This window comes from Vibrio sp. V33_P6A3T137, assembly GCF_009904835.1.
In the GTDB taxonomy this organism is placed as follows: domain Bacteria; phylum Pseudomonadota; class Gammaproteobacteria; order Enterobacterales; family Vibrionaceae; genus Vibrio; species Vibrio metschnikovii.
The window spans coordinates 1-18,831 of the sequence record NZ_WXWK01000001.1 but is presented as its reverse complement, the minus strand read 5'-3'; the positions used below and the strand labels follow the sequence as shown (position 1 = coordinate 18,831).

Genomic DNA, 18,831 nt, shown 5'->3' with positions numbered 1-18,831 from the left:
TTTTGTGTCTTTTATTTGTTTTTAATTTAAGGTGGATTTTTTATTGATTTTGCTTTTTAAGTGTATGATTTTTTATTGTTATTTTTTGTTTTTTTATTTTTTAACTTTGATTTTTTATGGATTTTTGGTGTTTATTTTTGCTTTAAAACGATGTTTTTTATGGTTTATTGGTTGTGTGTCGAGGCTAATTCAGTCAAAGAATAGTTAACGAGGTAGAGATGCGGATAAGCTTTCAATGGTAAATTTACCACTATCGAATCGCAATCAAGATCCAATTTTTGCAGTTCACTTCTGGACTTCATCGATGACATGCCTACACTGGCGGCAGAATTGATAAGAGGTATCGACATGTGGAGCTGGATTTCTGTGGCATTATCGGGATTCATCAGCATTTCTGCGTTGGAAAACCATCATAGACGGCAAGCCGTATTGTTTAAAATGGTCAGTTTAGTACTACTACTAGCGATGATCATTGAACCACTATTTTCTCGTTCTATGCCTGCAATATGGATAACCACCGGTCTAGTTATTGCTATGTTGGCGGATGGATTACATACGTTTCATTTGCGACCTAAATTGTGCTTTTTAGGCTTTCTATTTGCTCAGCTCTGTTATAGCAAAGCATTTTGGATTCAATTATCCGGTAATATGGTGTGGTGGCTGCCCGCTTTATTGATTGCAACCAGCATTGTGACTTTTTTCCTTCTTCTGCCACAAATCGATACGTTACTTTTTCCGGTTACGATCATGGGGCTTGTGCTGGTACAATTAGCTTGGGCGTCCGGTGAGGTATTGCTGCAGCGCCCTTCTTTGGCATCTTTGGCAGGGTTTGTGGGTAGCTTACTGTTTATTTTGTCGGCGTTATTATTGGCCATTCATGACTATCGACACACTTTACCTTGGGGACAATATTGGATTTCTGGGAGTTATCTGCTCGCTCAATCTTTGATGGTCGCTTCTGTTGTTTTGCTTTTTTAATTCAACCTTTCCCTTGCCACGGACATACCCATTTATCACTCCCCTGTGTCTATTGAGGTTTTATGGAAATTTTATCGGCGGCAACCATGTTATTTTTGATCATGGATCCGTTGGGTAACCTGCCTGTTGTGTTATCCATTCTTAAGCATCTTGATCCTAAACGTCGCCGTAAAGTGCTGATCCGCGAACTGTTCTTTGCCTTAGTGATTCTGATGCTATTTTTGTTTGCAGGGCGATCGATTCTCGGTTTCTTGCATGTTCAGCCTGAAACCTTGAGTATTTCTGGCGGCATTATTCTGTTTATCATTGCGATTAAAATGATTTTTCCCAGTGCGGGTAGCATTACAGGTTTAGCGGCAGGAGAAGAGCCATTCTTAGTACCGATGGCGATCCCGATGATTGCAGGGCCTTCTGTCATTGCCGCGCTACTTTTACTTTCAACTCAGCATCCTCAACATATGCTTGAGCTCTCTGCGGCGGTGATTCTTGCATGGTCAGGAACTTTTGTTATTTTAATGTTCTACAATTTCTTCCATCGTGTATTGGGCGAGCGCGGGTTAAAAGCAGTAGAGCGCTTAATGGGTTTGTTATTGGTAATGATTTCGACCCAAATGTTCCTTAATGGTGTGAAAAGCTACATGGGCATGGCGTAATCGAGAGCAGATAGCTCCGCTCCCTATCAACGCTATTTATCTTGCACCACTAAATGATAGCGATCGTCGGTGACGTTATACCGGCGTCGCTTGTCTGAGGTATAAACGGTAGCACACTTGGCCAGCGGTTTTTTCTCGATGCAGTTGCCAGTTGTCAGGTAGCTCATCCAATGAGAGTTCTTTTTCACATTCAATATAAATAATTGCTTGTTCTGCTAACCAGCCGTTGGATTCAAGTAACGGTACTACTTGGTTGATCAATCCTTGGTGAAAGGGGGGATCAATAAAAACCACATCGTATTCGCTGGCGGATTGTTTGAGATATTGCAAAGTATCGCCATGCACAGCATTGATGTTATTGGCTTGTAAGCGAGCGATGTTACTCTTCAACTGATGATAAGCCGCCCCGTTGAGTTCGAGCATGGTCACTAGGTTTGCTTGACGGGAGGCGCATTCAAATCCCAAGCTGCCTGAACCGGCAAATAAATCTAAGCATTTTGCTTTTGCGATGTCTTGCGCTAACCAATTAAACACGGTTTCTTTGACTCGGTCAGTGGTGGGGCGCAATCCCTGTGCGTCATGCACGGGTAATTTTCGGCCGCGCCATAATCCACTGATAATGCGAACATGGCCACTGGGGAGGCGTTTTTGTGATAGGGTTTGCGGGCGACGTTTTAGCATAGATTTTTTGACCGTGAATTAAGTGTTACTATATGACTGATCTATTTAGCTTGTGTTTAAACATTGAGATAAATAGCCAGCAGAATTCAATATTATGACAAAGTTTATCAAGCGAACGAGAAAGTTTTCACTGCTTTGTCATTTTTCTTTTCTTAAAAGGATAATCTTGCAAGAAAAGAGTCATCGTTATGTCAAATTCAGGATAGCTCCCAATGACGGAAAAAAAGAAACGTGGCTTATTGTCATGGTTAGGGTTTGGGGATGAACAACCAAACACAACAACAGTAGTAGAAGAGAAAGAATCACAGTCAATAACCGAAGCGGAGCGTACCGCTTTAGACACATCGATCTTACCCGTTGAACAAGAAGTAGCCAGTTCAGACGCTTTTTCAGAAACAGAAACAGAAACAGAACAAATACCGCCTAGAATTCAAGAGCAAGAAAAACCAAGTGAAAGCTTTTTTGTGCGTCTTAAACGGAGTTTAAGTCGTACTAAAGCAAATATCGGTGCTGGCTTTTTTGGGTTGTTTCAAGGTAAAAAAATCGATGATCAGCTATTCGAGGAGCTTGAAGAGCAATTATTGATGGCTGATGTAGGAATGGAAACTACGGTTAAAATCATTACCAGTTTAACCGAAAAAGCGTCTCGTCAGCAGTTGCGTGACGGTGAAGCGCTGTACGCGTTATTAAAGCAAGAAATGGCAGAAATGTTGGCCAAAGTAGAAAAACCGTTGCAGATTGATAGCCAAACCATGCCTTATGTGATTTTAATGGTGGGGGTTAACGGGGTTGGTAAAACCACAACGATTGGTAAGTTAGCCAAACAATTCCAAGCGCAAGGTAAAAAAGTCATGCTGGCGGCAGGGGATACGTTTCGCGCCGCGGCCGTTGAGCAATTGCAAGTCTGGGGAGAGCGTAATCACGTTCCGGTTATTGCTCAGCATACGGGAGCAGATAGTGCTTCGGTGATTTATGATGCGATTGAAGCTGCTAAAGCTCGAGGTATTGATGTGGTGATTGCTGATACGGCAGGTCGACTACAAAATAAAGCCAATTTAATGGAAGAGCTGAAAAAAATTGTCCGTGTAATGAAGAAAATTGATCCGCAAGCGCCGCATGAGATCATGTTAACTCTCGATGCGGGAACGGGACAAAATGCGATTAGCCAAGCCAAGTTGTTTAGCCAAGCCGCGCCACTCACCGGGATCACTTTGACTAAATTGGATGGCACCGCGAAAGGCGGCGTTATTTTTGCTATTGCTGACCAATTTCAAATACCCATCCGTTATATTGGCGTTGGTGAGGGGATTGATGATTTGCGTCCGTTTGTTACCCAAGAATTTATCGACGCGCTATTTAGCCGAGAAGAGTAACCACTACGGTGTTGAATTCGGCGATCATGCATGGCTGACCGGCCTGCCTGTCGCCGTTAATATTTTTAGCCAGCGATGTGTTATGTGTCATAGAGGGATCACGGGTGATTAAGTTTCAACAAGTCAGTAAAGCTTATCGTGGCGGTCGGCAAGCGTTACAAAAAGTCGATTTTCATCTGCGTCGGGGTGAAATGGCTTTTTTAGGCGGACACTCTGGAGCAGGTAAGAGCACCTTACTTAAGTTGATCTGTGCGATTGAGCGTCCCAGTGACGGTAAAATTAGTTTTAATGGTCATGATATTACTCGTATTCCTAACCGCGACATTCCTTTTTTACGGCGCAATATTGGGATTGTGTTTCAAGATCATCGCCTACTGATGGACAGAACGGTATTTGATAATGTCGCTTTACCCATGCGTATCGAATCGATTGCAGAGCAAGATATCAAGCGGCGCGTTTCAGCAGCATTAGATAAAACCGGCTTACTAGACAAAGCCCGTTGTCTACCTAGCCAATTATCGGGCGGTGAGCAGCAACGCGTTGGTATTGCTCGCGCGGTAGTGAACCGGCCGACCTTATTGTTGGCGGATGAGCCGACAGGTAACTTAGATCCTGATTTATCGAATCGTATTTTACGGCTCTTTGAAGAGTTTAATCGCGCAGGTGTAACGATTTTATTGGCAACTCATGATATTAACTTGGTGCAATCTCGACCTCAGTATCGTCACTTTGAGTTGAACCAAGGCTTTTTGAGTGAGGTGGAAGAGTATGGTCAGCAATAAAGTCAATCCTAAAAAACGCAGCCAGCCTTATCCCAGAGCCCCGCGAGACAGCTTTATTACCACTCATAGTAAGCAAGCCAAAATGGCATTTTCAGCATTATGGCAACGTCCACTGGGTAATTTGCTTACATTAGCGGTGATCTCAATGGCACTGGCGTTACCGGCCAGCTTATATCTATTGACGAAAAATATCGCTTCGGTTGCGGTGAATGTCACCAGTCCTTCTCAAGTGAGTGTTTATCTTCAACAAGGGACACCTGAATCGCGGGTGATGATATTAAAAGATCAGTTAGAAAGTCGCCCTGATATCGCTTTGGTTGATTATATATCCCCACAGCAAGGTTTAGCTGAACTCAGTCAATATGCTGGGTTTGATCAGGCCATTAGTTTACTGGATGAATACGCCCTACCAGGGGTACTCGTCATTACTCCTAGTGTTGAAGACAATCAGCAAATCAAACGGATTGCAGAGGAGGCTCGTCAGCAAGCCAACGTTACCGATGTCAGATTAGATGAAGATTGGTTAGCGAGGTTAGATGCGATTCGACATTTAGCGATGATCATCGTGGTTAGTCTATCGATACTGATGTTGTCATCGATCTTTTTGATCATCGGTAATACTTTGCGTTTTAATGTTCAAGCCAATAAAGATGAAATTCAAACCATGAAACTGATTGGCGCGACGGACAGTTATATTCTACGTCCCTACCTGTATTCGGGGATGTGGCTTGGTTTGCTGGGTAGCTTATCCGCTTGGCTGTTAACGGCTTTAGTGACCATTATCCTCAATGGTGCTGTGGCTGAATTAGCGACGCTTTATGATAGCCGTTTTCGATTGATTGGCCTTAATTGGGATGAGTCGTTATTGCTACTGATGCTAGGAACTCTGTTGGGGTGTTTGGCGGCGCGTCTTTCTGCGCAGCGGCATTTAAAAGAAATTGAACCGCTATAAAATAGCGCGGTCTTATTGATCGGCTCCCAGAGCTGAGAGTAAAATTATCGGCAATCAAGGCTTGAAACCAATTCATTTTCGGTTCAAGATTGTCAGGTTAAAATTAACTCAAAATCACAGATTGATGAGGATTTGAATGACTAACCAAGCGTACCCAATGGCTCTTATTTCACAAGATAGCTTAGATAGCTACATCCGTTCAGTCAGCAGCTACCCAATGCTAACGGCTGAAGAGGAACGTGAACTGGCTGAGCGGTTGCACTACTCAGGTGATATTGAAGCGGCGAAAACGTTGATCTTATCGCATCTTCGATTTGTTGTTCATGTTGCTCGTGGCTACTCGGGTTATGGGTTACCGATTGCGGATCTTGTTCAAGAGGGAAACATTGGTTTAATGAAAGCGGTCAAACGCTTTAACCCAGAGGTCGGCGTAAGATTGGTCTCCTTTGCGGTGCATTGGATCAAAGCCGAAATTCATGAATACGTGTTACGCAACTGGCGTATCGTGAAAATTGCGACCACTAAAGCGCAGCGCAAATTGTTTTTTAACCTACGTAAATCGAAAAAGCGTCTCGGTTGGTTTAATAACGGTGAAGTTGAAACCGTTGCTCGTGAACTCGGAGTTGAACCTGCTGAAGTTCGAGAAATGGAATCTCGTTTAGCGGCGCTCGATTCAACGTTTGAATTTTCTGCTGAAGATGACGACAACCCGAATGCTTACACTGCGCCAGTGCTGTATCTGGAAGATAAGCAATCGGATTTAGCGGAAAATATCGAAGCGCAAAACTGGGAGAATCATACCAATCATCGCCTCAGTTTAGCTTTGGCAAGTTTGGATGAACGTAGTCAGCATATTGTGCGCTCTCGTTGGCTGGATGACCAAAAGGCGACCTTGCAAGAATTAGCGGATCTTTATCAAGTTTCTGCTGAGCGGATTCGCCAGCTAGAAAAGAATGCGATGAAAAAGCTCAAAGAAGCGGTCGGTGATTTTTAGCCGCTAGGCAACGGATGGGCTGAAAGCCGAGATCAATCGATCTCGGCTTTTTTATTAGGATCGAAAACAGTGATCAACATCGGGTCGATTTTCTGTGGATAACTCTGTGATGAAAAGTATCACGAATGATCATCAGTGACGATAAATCAAGGCTTGAACGCTGTTTTCTATTTGGGGATATGTTTTTCTTACACACAGAAAAATAAAGATCATCACAACATGTAGTGGATCATTTTCTCTTGAGATACCTTATCAACGCAATCCACAGAATTATCCACAATATAATGCTTGAAGATTATTGAGCATAACCCCACAGTCGTTATGTACTTGTTCAATGTGGGTTAGGTTACAATGTGTGCTAACTAATTATGGCTTAACGAGAATCACTTCATGGACCCATTTCAACATATTGATGTTATCAGTGCACAACAGTTACTTGAACAAACGGAGGCCACGCTGGTTGATATCCGTGATCCGCAGTCCTTTGCGTTAGCTCATCCTCGGGATGCGTTTCATTTAACCAATGACACGCTCAATACTTTTATTAAAGAGCACGAATTCACACAGCCCATTTTAGTCATGTGTTACCACGGTATTAGTAGTCAAGGTGTGGCTCAATACTTGGTTAACCAAGGTTTTGAACAGGTGTATAGTATTGATGGAGGCTTTGAAGCCTGGCATCACGCTCATTTACCGACAACAACGAGTTAACCCAAATGATAAAATTGATCACCTTAGCTCATCCTCGGATGGCACAAGCTTTCATTGATTACATGGCCTCACGGCATATCGAGGTACAGATGCAGCCAGAGGAAGGTGGTCAGGTTTCTTTATGGCTCATCGATGAGCAGCACCAAATAGAAACCGACAGCGAACTACAGCATTTTTTGCGTTATCCTCAAGACAGTAAATATCAAGCGGCTTCTTGGCAGGTAGCCAATACTCAACCAACGCCGTTTACTTATCAAGTCCCGAGTCTTCTATCACTGGTAAAAGCCAAAGCTGGGCCAATCACATTACTGGTGATGATGGTCTGCATCGGGATTTTTGTTTTACAACAGCTTGGTTTGGCTCGTCAGGTGTTTGCGGCGTTGCATTTTCCGGCTTTCGCGGGTCAACAATGGCAATTATGGCGTTGGTTTAGCCATGCGCTGCTGCATTTTTCCATCATGCATATTGCGTTTAATCTACTGTGGTGGTGGCAGCTTGGCGGTGATATTGAAAAGCGGCTTGGTAGTCTTAAACTCACCCAGCTAGCATTGATCGCTGCGGCTCTCTCTGGTGCTGGACAATACTGGGTGGAAGGCGCGAATTTTGGTGGCTTATCTGGGGTTGTGTATGCTTTGGTGGGTTATTTATGGCTGCTGGGCTGGCGAGCGCCTCAACTTGGTTTAGAGATGCCTAAACCGTTAATTGGTTTTATGCTGATTTGGTTGGTGTTGGGATTTGTTCAGCCATTTATGGCGATCGCCAATACGGCACACTTGGTCGGATTAGTTAGCGGTATGTTATTGGGTTTACACGATGCAAGTCGGTCATCGAAAGCGTTCCATTGAGCGATAGTTCGATGACCGTGAGAGATTCGTTGACTCTGTTTTATTGATAAATGTATTTGGTAAACAGTAAATCAGCGATCAGTGTACGTCCGGTTTCAGGCAATAAGATATTGTTTAAATCCTCGACGAGGGTTTTTCGTAAGTTTTCTCGGCCAGCAAGAGAGCGGATGGAATCCTCGGTTTGTTTACCAAGCTGCTCAATGACCGCATCACGAATGAGTGGTTGATGGAGCTCGATTAATGGTAGATCGGCGCTATTGGCGACCATAATATCAATTCTGACCTGAATATAGCCAAGACGATTACCTCGGGTATGGAAGTTGGTGGTCAATTCCGGCTCTAATGTAAAATAGGCGAATTGAGTTCTATTCTCCGTACTCGCCATCGCAGAGTAGGGGGCTAGCAGGCCAAAGGCGAGCATTATTGAGACTAGATAACGTTTAAGCATAGTTGTGCCTGTTCTTTCTTCTGTTCACGATATTCGAATCGCCCGACTCTTGTTACAATAGCGCATCTGATTGTAAATAAAATGCTTAATAGAGTCTGAACGCTGCGCGGTTTACCTGCATGTCGGCGTTATTGTATGACGATTAAGCGTCATATTGAATACTAGTATGAATAGAATGACTCCGCTCTATCTTTCTTCATTACGCCAAGTTAATTGGCAATGGCCGGAAGATTTTACTTATCCTACGGATAACGCCCAATCTTGGCTATTAGAGCAAGGGTCGTTATCGCGTCTGATGGCTCAGTATTGTCAGCGACTGAGTATTATTCAGCACCATAACCAGTGGCTGGAACCTGCACAACTGGATTTTACGGAAGTGACGTGGTTAACGGCAGAAACGTGTCTATTACGTCAGGTTATTTTAGCCGGAGATACTAGACCCTGGGTCTTCGGTCGTACACTCATTCCTCAAAGCTCTTTGCAAGATCAGCCAGAGGATTTGACTCAACAAGGGGATATTCCGCTTGGCCTTACCGTCTTTAACAGTGATCATGTTCGACGGGATGGATTACAAGTTGGCTGGGCGATGACCTCAGATGGCCCGTTACTTGCGCGACGTTCACGATTATGGATGAATCATAAACCGATGTTAGTCGCTGAATTATTTTTGCCCGATTGCCCAATTTACGCGAAGGAGAGTGTGTAAATGAACCAAGCAAAAGTTCATGCCTATTGGCAACTGATGCGTATGGATCGACCTATTGGTTCGTTGTTGCTGTTATGGCCAACGTTATGGGCGCTGATTTTAGCAGCGCAAGGTATGCCGGATTTTCACGTACTTGTGGTGTTTGTGGTTGGGGTGTTTGCGATGCGTTCCGCCGGTTGTGTGATTAATGATTTTGCCGATCGTCATGTTGATGGGCATGTGAAGCGCACAGCTCAACGTCCGTTACCCACTGGGAAAGTGAGTGAGAAGGAAGCGATTGGGTTGTTTTTAGTCTTGGTGATCCTGTCTTTTTTACTGGTACTAACCATGAATCCTTTGACAATAAAACTCTCTTTAGTCGGGGTGTTACTGGCTTTCATCTATCCTTTCATGAAACGTTATACTCAAGTACCTCAGCTTTTTCTGGGCTTAGCATTCAGTTGGTCGATTCCGATGGCATGGGCCGCTCAAGCCAATGCCTTGCCTCCAATCATCTGGTTAGTCTTTGGGGTAAACCTGCTGTGGACGATTGCTTATGATACTCAATATGCGATGGTTGACCGTGATGACGATCTGTTGATTGGAGTGAAATCCACCGCGATTTTATTTGGTCGTCGTGATAAAGCGATCATTGGTGTGTTGCAACTGATGACGATCGTTTTATTGATCGCACTGGGTTGGGTTTATTCGCTAGGAGCCAGTTATTACTGGGCGATTTTAATTGCCAGTGGTTTATTTGTGTATCAGCAGCATTTAATTCGTCATCGACAACGCATGCCTTGCTTTCATGCTTTTTTGAACAATAACTATGTCGGTATGGTCATTACATTGGGGTTAATACTCTCACTGTCGTGGTAACTCGATGATCAACGACTAAGGCATCCCGTGGGATGCCTTAGTGTTATTGGGTCAGTGATAACCAGCGTCTGTAACCGTGATGACGTTAACTCGTTACCACTCGACCTGACAGATACTCTCTTGAATGGTTAAACGGACTTCAGGATAGAGCATCAGGTAAAGCGCATCGGCAAACTGCTGAGTTTTTTCCAATTGGCAATAACCATCATGACCTAAGTAGCCTTGTTCGGTTAAAGTGACAAACAGCGCCGAAAAAACACCTTTATCAAAAAATTCTGGCGCATTAATCCCATGCAGTCGTCCCAGCCGTTGAGCAATCTCTTGGCTCTTAGCTTCCAGATCCGTTTTGGCTAAATCTGGGTTAGCAACCAGTAGATTCAAGGCAATCGCATAACGTTGCAGTGTTTCGGAAATCGTTCGACCAAGGAGCATCAAGACTTGTGTCTGGGCTTGGTTGATGGTTACCGTTTGCTGTTCAATCGTCACTAAGTGTTGGCGCTCAAGCTCGGATAGGTAACGCTCAACAATTTCATCCAATTCATGTTCGGCATAGCTTAAAAATAGCTCTTGCTTAAGGAAAGGATAGACTTGAGCAACGGTTTGCTGGATAGCACTGATCGATAATGATTGCTGACGGATCAGCATCTGCGCAATTAGCGATGGTAGTGCCAGTAAATGAATGATGTTATTACGATAATAAGTCATCAAAATCGACTGGTTACGATCTAATGAGATAATGTCGCCAATACTGTCGGTTTCAACCAAAAACTTATCTAACGACTCAGCATGGGTGACCAATTGCTCTGCGCTATCACTAGGTACGGTAAAGGTCGTCGAGTAAGGAACATTGCGTAGTAGCGCTAAATAACAATCGATTTGTTTGACCAAATTGTCCCGAGCTAATGCACGTTGCCTTGAGGCTAATAATGCGGTCGCACACAAGGTCATCGCATTGGCGGCAGCAGCATCGTTAATGTGTGTCATCATTTTGGTCGCTAATTGGTTAACGATAGGCATCATCCATTGGGGTTTGCTGCCCCCCATGGCATCAATGTCTTGAGTCCACTCTGGTGCATGTTCATTAAGATAGTGATTAAGAGGGATTGGCTCACCGAAATTAACGTAGCCTTGGCCAAAGTTACGTAGTTTACGTAGCGTGCGAAACACTAAGCCTGCATTCTCTTTTTCTTTGCGTTTACCGCGCAGCTCTTTGGCGTAAGTGCCCACTTCCATCACGTGTTCATAGCCAATGTAGACGGGCACTAGGGTTACAGGACGGTTCAAGCCACGCAGCATGGCTTGAATGGTCATTGCTAACATGCCGGTTTTGGCTTGCAGTAAACGTCCGGTACGTGAGCGGCCACCTTCACTGAAATATTCTACCGAGTAGCCTTTAGCAAACAATTCTGCCAGGTATTCGCGGAAAATCGTCGAATAAAGAGGATCGCCTTTAAAACTCCGACGGATAAAAAATGCTCCGCCACGGCGGAATATTTGTCCGGCAGGGAAAAAGTTTAAATTAATGCCCGCGGCAATGTGCGGAGGAACTAACCCTTCGTGATAGAGCACATAAGAGAGTAGAAGATAATCCATATGGCTACGATGACAAGGAACATAGACAATTTCATGACCATCTTGAGCGAGTCGACGCACCGTGGCCGCGTTGTTGATGTTCAGCCCTTGATAAATGCGATTCCATAGCCAGCCAAGAACATGATCCCCTTTTTTGATTAAAGAGTATGAAAAGTCGGCGGCGATCTCATCCAAAATATTATGCGCTTCTTTGCGAGCTTTCTCTAATGAGATGTTTTTACGGTTGGCTTCATCGGCAATCGCTTTTTCTATCGCAGGGGAGGTCATTAGTCTTGAAAATAACTGATGACGCTGAGGTAAATTAGGGCCGGAAGCGGCTAATTTTTGACGAGAGAAGTGAATGCGTGCCACACGTGCGAGTTTATGGGCAATTGAACTATCGGTCCCGTGAGCATCGGCCATGTAACGCAATGAAACTACAGGGCTAAAACGGACCAAACAGTCACGCCCAGAGATCACCACGGCGATGGCTTTTTGTAACCCGTTTAGAGCTTGTAAGTAAGGTTTTTCTTGTCCCTCTTTACCCGGACGTCTTCCCCATAGCACACTTGCAGGAATCATTTGAACATCCAATTCAGAATCATGCTTATGTAAGGCTAACAGTTCAGAAAAGGTAGTAATCGATTCGTTAGGCACATTATGGTCGTCTTGCAGTAGCGCTGGACGAGAAGCGATAAAAACATAACGTTTTAGCGTTTGACCATTAATGGTCAGTGGGGTCAGTGGGTCGGGGAGCCCCGCATTGAGCGCATGAGTTTGTAACGTCAGTAGATCAACATTCGAGCGAAACGGTAAGACATAAACAATCGGTTTATGCAGATCAATGGCTAAATCATCAATCGGGTTCGATGGGATCGCCGTGCCTTTTACCATTACCGATAGCGGTAATTTTAATAAAGAGCGAGAAAATGAGTGTCCGGAAGACATAAGAGTTCAAGGCCTCAAGATGCTGTACTAAAACTCAAACCGAGAGCGATCGATTTGAGTCGGTGTCTTTTTTTGAAGCGCAAGAATACCAGAAACTGGTCAAACCTTTTAATACTATTCCGTCATGTCAGTTGATTGCTTACTAGAGGTTTGATTTGTTTCATGATTCCTGTTCGAAACGCTGCCCAGCCGTGACGGGCGGTGGAGTAATCAAAAAAGCAGCAATCCACTTTGCTTTTCGTGAATTACTGGATATACTCACAGTTAACTGTATAAAAAGACAGGTGAGTCATGAAGCCGTTAACGCCACGCCAGCAACAAGTCTTCGAGCTAATTAAAAGTAAGATCGAAGAAACCGGAATGCCACCCACTCGCGCTGAAATCGCTCGCGAACTGGGCTTTCGTTCAGCCAATGCGGCAGAAGAGCACTTAAAAGCTCTCGCTCGTAAACAAGTGATTGAAATTGTTCCCGGTGCTTCACGTGGGATTCGTATTTTAGTAGGGGCTGCCAATGATGCTGAGCAAGATCTTGGTTTACCTTTGATCGGCCGAGTCGCGGCTGGTGAACCGATCCTCGCGCAAGAGCACATCGAAGCGCATTATCATGTTGATCCGAGTATGTTTCGACCTCAAGCCGACTTTCTACTCCGTGTTCAGGGGGAAAGCATGAAGGACATTGGTATTATGGATGGTGATTTGCTCGCGGTTCATAAAACTCAGGATGTGCGTAATGGGCAAGTTGTTGTCGCTCGTGTCGAAGAAGATGTGACGGTCAAACGTTTAGAGCGTAAAGGCGCGAAAGTGTGGCTGCATGCTGAGAACGACGCTTTTGCACCGATTGAAGTTGACTTAACTTGTCAAGATTTAGCGATTGAAGGGATTGCCGTTGGTATTATCCGTAATACCGATTGGATGTGACCCCTGCTCAAATCTCACGCATTAGCTTGCCAATCTAATTGATATTCATTATCATCTTTTTATGGTGACATAAGGAAGATGATAATGCCCTCTAAGTACACTCATTCATCACCACGTTATCAAGTACCCACTCGTTTACTGCAGCCGCTTTGGTTGCGTAGCCGTGAAAGTTTCGTCGATGATGGCTTGGTCTATGATCCGATAGCCGCTCGTGCCTGTCAGCGTTGTCACCTTGCGCCAGACTGTCTCGCGGGCGACATTCCGCAAAAACAGCTATTGCATGTTACGCTGGCTCGACTGTGCGATCAGCAAATTCATCGTTTTTTAGCGACCCATCCTGATGGCTGGATCATTAATGTTGGCGCTGGTTTAGATACGCGTTTTTACCGAGTCGATAATGGGCGCTGTCACTGGGTGGAAGTCGATGTGAGTGAGCATTTGTTATGGCGGCAAAAACTGTTTCATCGTAGTGAGCGTTATCAGCATTGCTGCGGTAGTGTCGATAATCTTGACTGGTTAGAGCGGTTAATCATTCCTGATTCGGCTCCGGTATTGATCTTATGTGAACATGCGTTATTAGATTGCCACGCAAAGCAGATTTCCTCTTTTATTCGTGCGTTGGGGCTGCATTTCGTTAATGCTCGCGCTTGTTTAGTTCTGGCGGGTGATAAAACCATGACACGTCTTGGACAAAAAATGGGCTCTGGTCATTATCAACATGGTTTTGCTAAACCGGATCAAGCGATACTCAATGCTTTGCCTTGGGCACATAGCGCCTTGCTGTTATCGCCCCTTGACCGCCATTGCCATCGCTGGAAACTTTGGCAACGTTTGGTGAGTAAAATCAACGGATTCAAACATCGCCTAACCCCCGTGGTGGTCCAAGTTCGTTGGTAATGTCTTGGCGTTATTGGGATTGATGTTCATTAAGCGCTGTCCGTCGTCATCACTTGGGAATGCTGATTATTTTCGGTACACTGGATGGCCGATCTTAAGAGGATTTCTATGTGGCGTCGCTAGTCCAAATTCTTACCAACCGCACCATTCATCGTCAAGTCTTACTGCTTTCCATTCCTATGGTGTTGTCCAACATTACCATTCCATTGCTTGGCTTGGTCGATGCGGCGGTGATCGGTCATTTACAGCACGCATGGTATCTCGGTGGCGTCGCGCTTGGGGGCATGTTGATCAGCGTTTCTTTCTGGTTATTAGGCTTTTTACGCATGTCGACGACCGGCTTAACAGCACAAGCCTATGGCGCTGATGACCGTAATCAGTTGGCTTTAGTCTGGGTGCAGGGCGTGCTGATGTCTCTTGGATTTGCGGCGGTCTTTTTGTTACTGCACCGTTTGATTGGTGAAGGCGTTTTTGCCTTAAGTGAAGCCAGTGAACAAGTGAAACATTATGCTCAGCAGTACTTTATGATTCGAGCTTGGAGTGCGCCGGCTGTATTGATCAACTTTGTGCTGCTTGGTTGGTTATTGGGGACGCAAAATGCTAAAGCGCCAATGTGGATGGTGATCATCACCAATCTGACCAATATTGTGCTCGATGTCCTGTTTGTGCTCGGTTTTGGTTGGAAAGTCTCTGGCGTCGCGTTGGCTTCAGTGATCGCCGATTACCTTGGTATGGCTTTTGGTTTATGGTGTGTCTGGCGCTTTTGGCGTGCTAAAGGTTTACCATCACCTTGGGCTTTATTATTGCAAAGTACTCAAGGGATGAGTCGTTTTGTACGTTTAAATCGTGACATTTTCTTGCGTTCGTTATGTTTGCAGGCTGCCTTTAGTTTTATGACTTTTCAAGGCGCGGCTTTTGGTGATCAAGTTGTCGCTGCGAATGCGGTGCTGATGAGCTTCTTGATGATGATCTCTTACGGCATGGATGGTTTTGCATACGCGATTGAGGCGATGGTGGGCAAAGCGGTAGGAGCGAAAAGCCCGTCGCAACTTAAAGCTTCTATTATTGGCAGTACGTTTTGGAGCTTACTAATTTGCCTTGGGCTAACGGCCGTCTTTGCGTTTTCAGGCTCGAACCTGATTGGTTTAATTACGTCTATTCCAAGTGTACAGCAGACCGCTCAGGAATATCTGCCGTGGTTAGTCGCGATGCCGCTGGTGGCGATGTGGTGTTTTTTGCTCGACGGGATATTTATTGGTGCCACGAAAGGGCGAGAGATGCGTAACAGCATGTTTATTGCCGCCAGTGGTTTTTTTCTGGTGTTTATACTTTTCTCTGCTTGGCAAAACCACGCTTTATGGCTAGCGATGTTAACGTTTATGGCATTGCGTGGTCTGAGTTTAGGTTGGGTATTAAAGCGCCAGTGGCAGCGAGGCGATTTTCTCTAGCTTAGGAAGAGACAGCTTAAACTGACGACGACTCTTTTGTTTAAGTCGCCGTCATCAACCATTGTTAAAATAAGCCATGGTTAAAACAAACCATGGTTAAAACAAGCGGTTTAATCCATTGAGCGCGGCAACACGATAAGCTTCAGCCATGGTGGGATAATTGAAGGTCGTGTTGACAAAATAGTCGATGGTATTAGCAGGGCCTTTTTGTTCCATGATTGCTTGTCCAATGTGGATGATTTCTGCCGCGCGCTCCCCAAAGCAGTGAATACCTAAAATCTCTTTGCTATCGCGATGAAAGAGAATTTTTAAACTACCGATATCTTTACCAGAGATCTGTGCGCGTGCTAAATGCTTAAATGAGGATCGTCCTACTTCGTAAGGGATTTTCGCTGCGGTAAGTTCTTGTTCGGTTTTTCCAACTGAACTGATTTCTGGGATGGTATAGATACCCGTTGGGATATCTTCGATCAACTTATTCACCGCTTGGCCCTGAGTAATCGCTTGGGCGGTAAAACGGCCTTGATCGTAAGCAGCACTGGCAAGGCTTGGGTACCCAATCACATCCCCAACCGCATAGATGTGCTCGACATCGGTTTGATAATTGTGGTTGACGGTTAATTGACCACGGGCGTCGGCGGCGAGACCAACCGCTGATAAATTCAGTTGTTCGGTATTACCCGTACGGCCGTTAGCGTACAACAAGCAGTCCGCTTTCATCTTTTTACCCGATTGTAAGTGGACAATCACGCCATCATCAGTGCCTTCAATTTTCTGATGGGTTTCATCGTTGCGAATCATCACGCCACTATTCCAAAAGTGGTAAGAGAGCGCATCAGAAATTTCATTATCTAAAAAAGCCAATAAGCGATCACGAGTATTGATCAGGTCGGTCTTTACGCCTAACCCTCTAAAAATAGAGGCGTATTCACAACCAATCACCCCTGCACCATAAATAATAATATGCTGTGGATCGTGTTTTAAATTTAAAATCGAATCGCTGTTGTAGATCCGAGGATGGGTAAAATCGATATTATTCGGTTGGTAAGGTCGAGAGCCAGTGGCAATCACAAATTTATCGGCTTGATAGTGCTCGATGCTGCCATCGTGTTTATGAACTGCGACAGTGTGAGGGTCGATAAATTCGGCGCTACCAAAAATTAAGCTACATTGGTTTCGGTCATAAAAGCCTTGTCGTAAGCGAGTTTGTTTATCGATAACGGTTTTTGCATGACCGAGAATGGATGAAAATGTGGCGTGTATGCTGGTGTTGTTTTTACAAAACAGCGGGTTACTGTTGAATTCAATGATTCGACTGACGGCGTGACGTAAAGCTTTCGAGGGAATAGTTCCCCAGTGTGTACAACCGCCGCCGACGGTGCTTTCCTTTTCTATGATCGCGACATTCATGCCAGCTTTGGCTAATCCCATTGCTGCGCCTTCTCCGCCAGGTCCGCTGCCGATGACGATAACGTCAAACTGGTGCTTCTGTGTCATAGGATATCCTTGTTGTTATCGATGCTTATCAGTGCTGTAGCGAGATTGTAACTGATTGTGTTGCTAGGTAAATCCCATTTCCCCGATAGGGTGTTTAGGATCACGACATTTTATAGGATAGCGGCTGGAGAATTTAAGTGTGGTATTTTTGTGTTGTTTGAATGGTTGAGAAAATGCTGACACTGCTATGCAAGCTGGGATCGACAATGGTGCATTTCGCGTTATAGTATGCGGTTGATGATAAGGCTATGAGAATAGGTTCAGTATGAAATCTACCGGAATTCGCGCGCTACAAAAAGAAAAAACTCGTCGTTCATTGATTGACGCAGCGTTTAGCCAATTGAGTGCTGATCGCAGCTTTTCTAATTTAAGTTTACGTGAGGTCGCACGCGAAGCTGGGATTGCCCCCACCTCTTTTTATCGACATTTTAAAGACATGGATGAGTTAGGGTTGACCATGGTTGATGAAGGTGGACTGCTGCTACGTCAACTGATGCGTCAAGCGCGGCAGAGAATTGTTAAAGAGGGCAGTGTCATACGTACGTCAGTGGAAACCTTTATGGAATTTATTGAAAGTAGTCCTAATGTGTTTCGTTTACTGTTGCGCGAACGTTCTGGAACTTCGTTTGAGTTTCGCGCCGCAGTAGTGCGTGAAATTCAACATTTTTCTGCTGAGCTTACCGAATACCTGATCAATACCGGTATGGGACGAGAAGAAGCGGTCATCCAAGCTGAAGCGTCAGTGACGTTAGTCTTTAGCTCCGGCGCGCAAGCATTAGATCTAGAACGACAAGCGCGTGATGAATTGTCAGAGCGACTGATTATGCAGTTGCGTATGATGGCGAAAGGGGCTCTTTGGTATCGCAAAGAGCGTGAACGTAATCGACTAAAAAATGGGATAGAGTAATGAGTAACGAAACATCACCCACTTCCAATAGTAAAACATTGCTGCTGGCCTTAATTAGTGGCATGTGCGGTGACGCACTTTTATCATGGCTGACGATCAGCGAGGTCTCTTTCTCCCTCTTTCCACTGATTGCTCTCGTGTTGTCGGTACAAATGTTATACCAAGACTATTTACGTCATCCAGTAGCAGACGATATTCCGTTGGTTGGTTTAGCCTGTTTTTTTGTCGGAGCTTTTGGCCACTCGGCGTTTATGAAGGCTCAATACCCCGATTCAGGTTCAATGCTGTTTTCAGTGATTGTGGTATTAGGGCTTTTGTGGTGGATTGGTAAAAAGCTCGGCTTTATCGGACGCAAAAATTAACGAGCCGTTAGGCTAATGCCGATCAGTTAAGAGATAAATGATCGGTTGAACGATCCTACAGATGGCTTATAAAGGCTCTAAGTTCCTAAAACTTTGAGCCTTTTATTTTGCAATTAACTACAGCCCTAACACTCGCCAAGCGTTACGCCCCCAATACTGAACAACTTGGAAAACTCAGTGACATTCTTTGTCCTGATTTCATCAACCAATGCTTAGAAGCTTCCGGTGTGGCCACTATTCGTAAACGTCGTATCCCTCTCGACATGGCCGTTTGGGCGGTCGTTGCTATGTCGCTTTACCG

20 protein-coding genes are annotated in these 18,831 nt (G+C 44.8%); 16 read left to right on the top strand and 4 right to left on the bottom strand.

The genetic code is table 11. The annotated features are described in order from the left end of the window. Positions 1-342: 342 nt before the first annotated feature. The gene (locus CAG60_RS00100; protein ID WP_170904976.1) at positions 343-978 is read left to right on the top strand and encodes a lysoplasmalogenase; all 636 of its coding nucleotides are present in this window, start codon (positions 343-345) and stop codon (positions 976-978) included. A gap of 62 nt (positions 979-1,040) precedes the next feature. Continuing rightward, positions 1,041-1,631: a YhgN family NAAT transporter gene (locus tag CAG60_RS00095; protein WP_004393933.1), complete on the top strand. Its 591-nt coding sequence runs from the start codon at positions 1,041-1,043 to the stop codon at positions 1,629-1,631. A gap of 75 nt (positions 1,632-1,706) precedes the next feature. Here the strand turns inward: CAG60_RS00095 and rsmD are convergent, their stop codons facing one another. Then, on the bottom strand, positions 1,707-2,312 hold the full coding sequence (gene rsmD, locus CAG60_RS00090) for a 16S rRNA (guanine(966)-N(2))-methyltransferase RsmD (RefSeq protein WP_161437990.1): 606 nt from the start codon (positions 2,310-2,312) through the stop codon (positions 1,707-1,709). A 212-nt stretch (positions 2,313-2,524) separates the two neighbouring features. Here rsmD and ftsY point away from each other — a divergent pair, with 212 nt between their 5' ends. The 6 genes from ftsY (at position 2,525) to glpG (ending at position 7,969) form a co-directional block, all read left to right on the top strand. Beyond that, positions 2,525-3,685: a signal recognition particle-docking protein FtsY gene (ftsY, locus tag CAG60_RS00085; RefSeq protein WP_161437989.1), complete on the top strand. Its 1,161-nt coding sequence runs from the start codon at positions 2,525-2,527 to the stop codon at positions 3,683-3,685. Positions 3,686-3,789: 104 nt separating this feature from the next. Continuing rightward, positions 3,790-4,467, top strand: a complete 678-nt coding sequence (gene ftsE, locus CAG60_RS00080; RefSeq protein WP_004393937.1) for a cell division ATP-binding protein FtsE — start codon at positions 3,790-3,792, stop codon at positions 4,465-4,467. Continuing rightward, positions 4,454-5,419, top strand: coding sequence for a permease-like cell division protein FtsX (gene ftsX, locus CAG60_RS00075; protein ID WP_004393938.1), 966 nt, complete (start codon positions 4,454-4,456; stop codon positions 5,417-5,419). Before ftsE ends, ftsX begins: the two co-directional genes overlap by 14 nt. A gap of 136 nt (positions 5,420-5,555) precedes the next feature. Further along, complete coding sequence (gene rpoH, locus CAG60_RS00070) at positions 5,556-6,413, top strand: RNA polymerase sigma factor RpoH (RefSeq protein WP_004393939.1); 858 nt, start codon at positions 5,556-5,558, stop codon at positions 6,411-6,413. Positions 6,414-6,803: 390 nt separating this feature from the next. Further along, positions 6,804-7,124: a thiosulfate sulfurtransferase GlpE gene (gene glpE, locus CAG60_RS00065; protein WP_154169836.1), complete on the top strand. Its 321-nt coding sequence runs from the start codon at positions 6,804-6,806 to the stop codon at positions 7,122-7,124. Between the two features lie 5 nt (positions 7,125-7,129). After that, positions 7,130-7,969: a rhomboid family intramembrane serine protease GlpG gene (gene glpG, locus CAG60_RS00060; protein WP_161437988.1), complete on the top strand. Its 840-nt coding sequence runs from the start codon at positions 7,130-7,132 to the stop codon at positions 7,967-7,969. 40 nt (positions 7,970-8,009) lie between these two features. On the opposite strand, the gene CAG60_RS00055 is transcribed toward glpG, so the two are convergent. Next, on the bottom strand, positions 8,010-8,417 hold the full coding sequence (locus CAG60_RS00055; protein WP_161437987.1) for a flagellar basal body-associated protein FliL: 408 nt from the start codon (positions 8,415-8,417) through the stop codon (positions 8,010-8,012). Positions 8,418-8,583: 166 nt separating this feature from the next. Between CAG60_RS00055 and CAG60_RS00050 the strand changes: the two genes are divergently transcribed. Both CAG60_RS00050 and ubiA read left to right on the top strand, forming a co-directional pair. Continuing rightward, on the top strand, positions 8,584-9,123 hold the full coding sequence (locus CAG60_RS00050; RefSeq protein ID WP_158137502.1) for a chorismate lyase: 540 nt from the start codon (positions 8,584-8,586) through the stop codon (positions 9,121-9,123). Beyond that, positions 9,124-9,981, top strand: a complete 858-nt coding sequence (gene ubiA, locus CAG60_RS00045; RefSeq protein ID WP_161437986.1) for a 4-hydroxybenzoate octaprenyltransferase — start codon at positions 9,124-9,126, stop codon at positions 9,979-9,981. It abuts the gene before it with no gap. A 93-nt stretch (positions 9,982-10,074) separates the two neighbouring features. Here the strand turns inward: ubiA and plsB are convergent, their stop codons facing one another. Further along, positions 10,075-12,501 carry a glycerol-3-phosphate 1-O-acyltransferase PlsB gene (gene plsB, locus CAG60_RS00040; protein WP_158137500.1) on the bottom strand — a complete coding sequence of 809 codons (2,427 nt, stop codon included), beginning with the start codon at positions 12,499-12,501 and terminating at the stop codon, positions 10,075-10,077. A 291-nt stretch (positions 12,502-12,792) separates the two neighbouring features. Here plsB and lexA point away from each other — a divergent pair, with 291 nt between their 5' ends. From lexA to dinF, 3 genes are all read left to right on the top strand, one after another. Next, positions 12,793-13,419: a transcriptional repressor LexA gene (gene lexA / locus CAG60_RS00035; RefSeq protein WP_004393945.1), complete on the top strand. Its 627-nt coding sequence runs from the start codon at positions 12,793-12,795 to the stop codon at positions 13,417-13,419. 78 nt (positions 13,420-13,497) lie between these two features. Next, positions 13,498-14,316, top strand: coding sequence for a class I SAM-dependent methyltransferase (locus tag CAG60_RS00030; RefSeq protein ID WP_115152674.1), 819 nt, complete (start codon positions 13,498-13,500; stop codon positions 14,314-14,316). A 110-nt stretch (positions 14,317-14,426) separates the two neighbouring features. Beyond that, entirely contained in the window at positions 14,427-15,764 is a 1,338-nt protein-coding gene (gene dinF / locus CAG60_RS00025) for an MATE family efflux transporter DinF (RefSeq protein ID WP_161425725.1), read from the top strand. 96 nt (positions 15,765-15,860) lie between these two features. Here dinF and sthA read toward each other — a convergent pair whose 3' ends face one another. Beyond that, the gene (gene sthA / locus CAG60_RS00020; protein WP_161437985.1) at positions 15,861-17,261 is read right to left on the bottom strand and encodes a Si-specific NAD(P)(+) transhydrogenase; all 1,401 of its coding nucleotides are present in this window, start codon (positions 17,259-17,261) and stop codon (positions 15,861-15,863) included. A 265-nt stretch (positions 17,262-17,526) separates the two neighbouring features. Here sthA and fabR point away from each other — a divergent pair, with 265 nt between their 5' ends. The 3 genes from fabR to CAG60_RS00005 all read left to right on the top strand — a co-directional run. Further along, positions 17,527-18,168, top strand: a complete 642-nt coding sequence (fabR, locus tag CAG60_RS00015) for an HTH-type transcriptional repressor FabR (protein WP_154169851.1) — start codon at positions 17,527-17,529, stop codon at positions 18,166-18,168. Then, entirely contained in the window at positions 18,168-18,530 is a 363-nt protein-coding gene (locus CAG60_RS00010; RefSeq protein ID WP_040903607.1) for a YijD family membrane protein, read from the top strand. The genes fabR and CAG60_RS00010 overlap by 1 nt, the downstream gene beginning before the upstream one ends. Before the next feature lie 107 nt (positions 18,531-18,637). Next, positions 18,638-18,831, top strand: a 194-nt coding sequence (locus CAG60_RS00005) for a transposase domain-containing protein (protein WP_202598463.1), incomplete at its 3' end; no start/stop codon positions are given.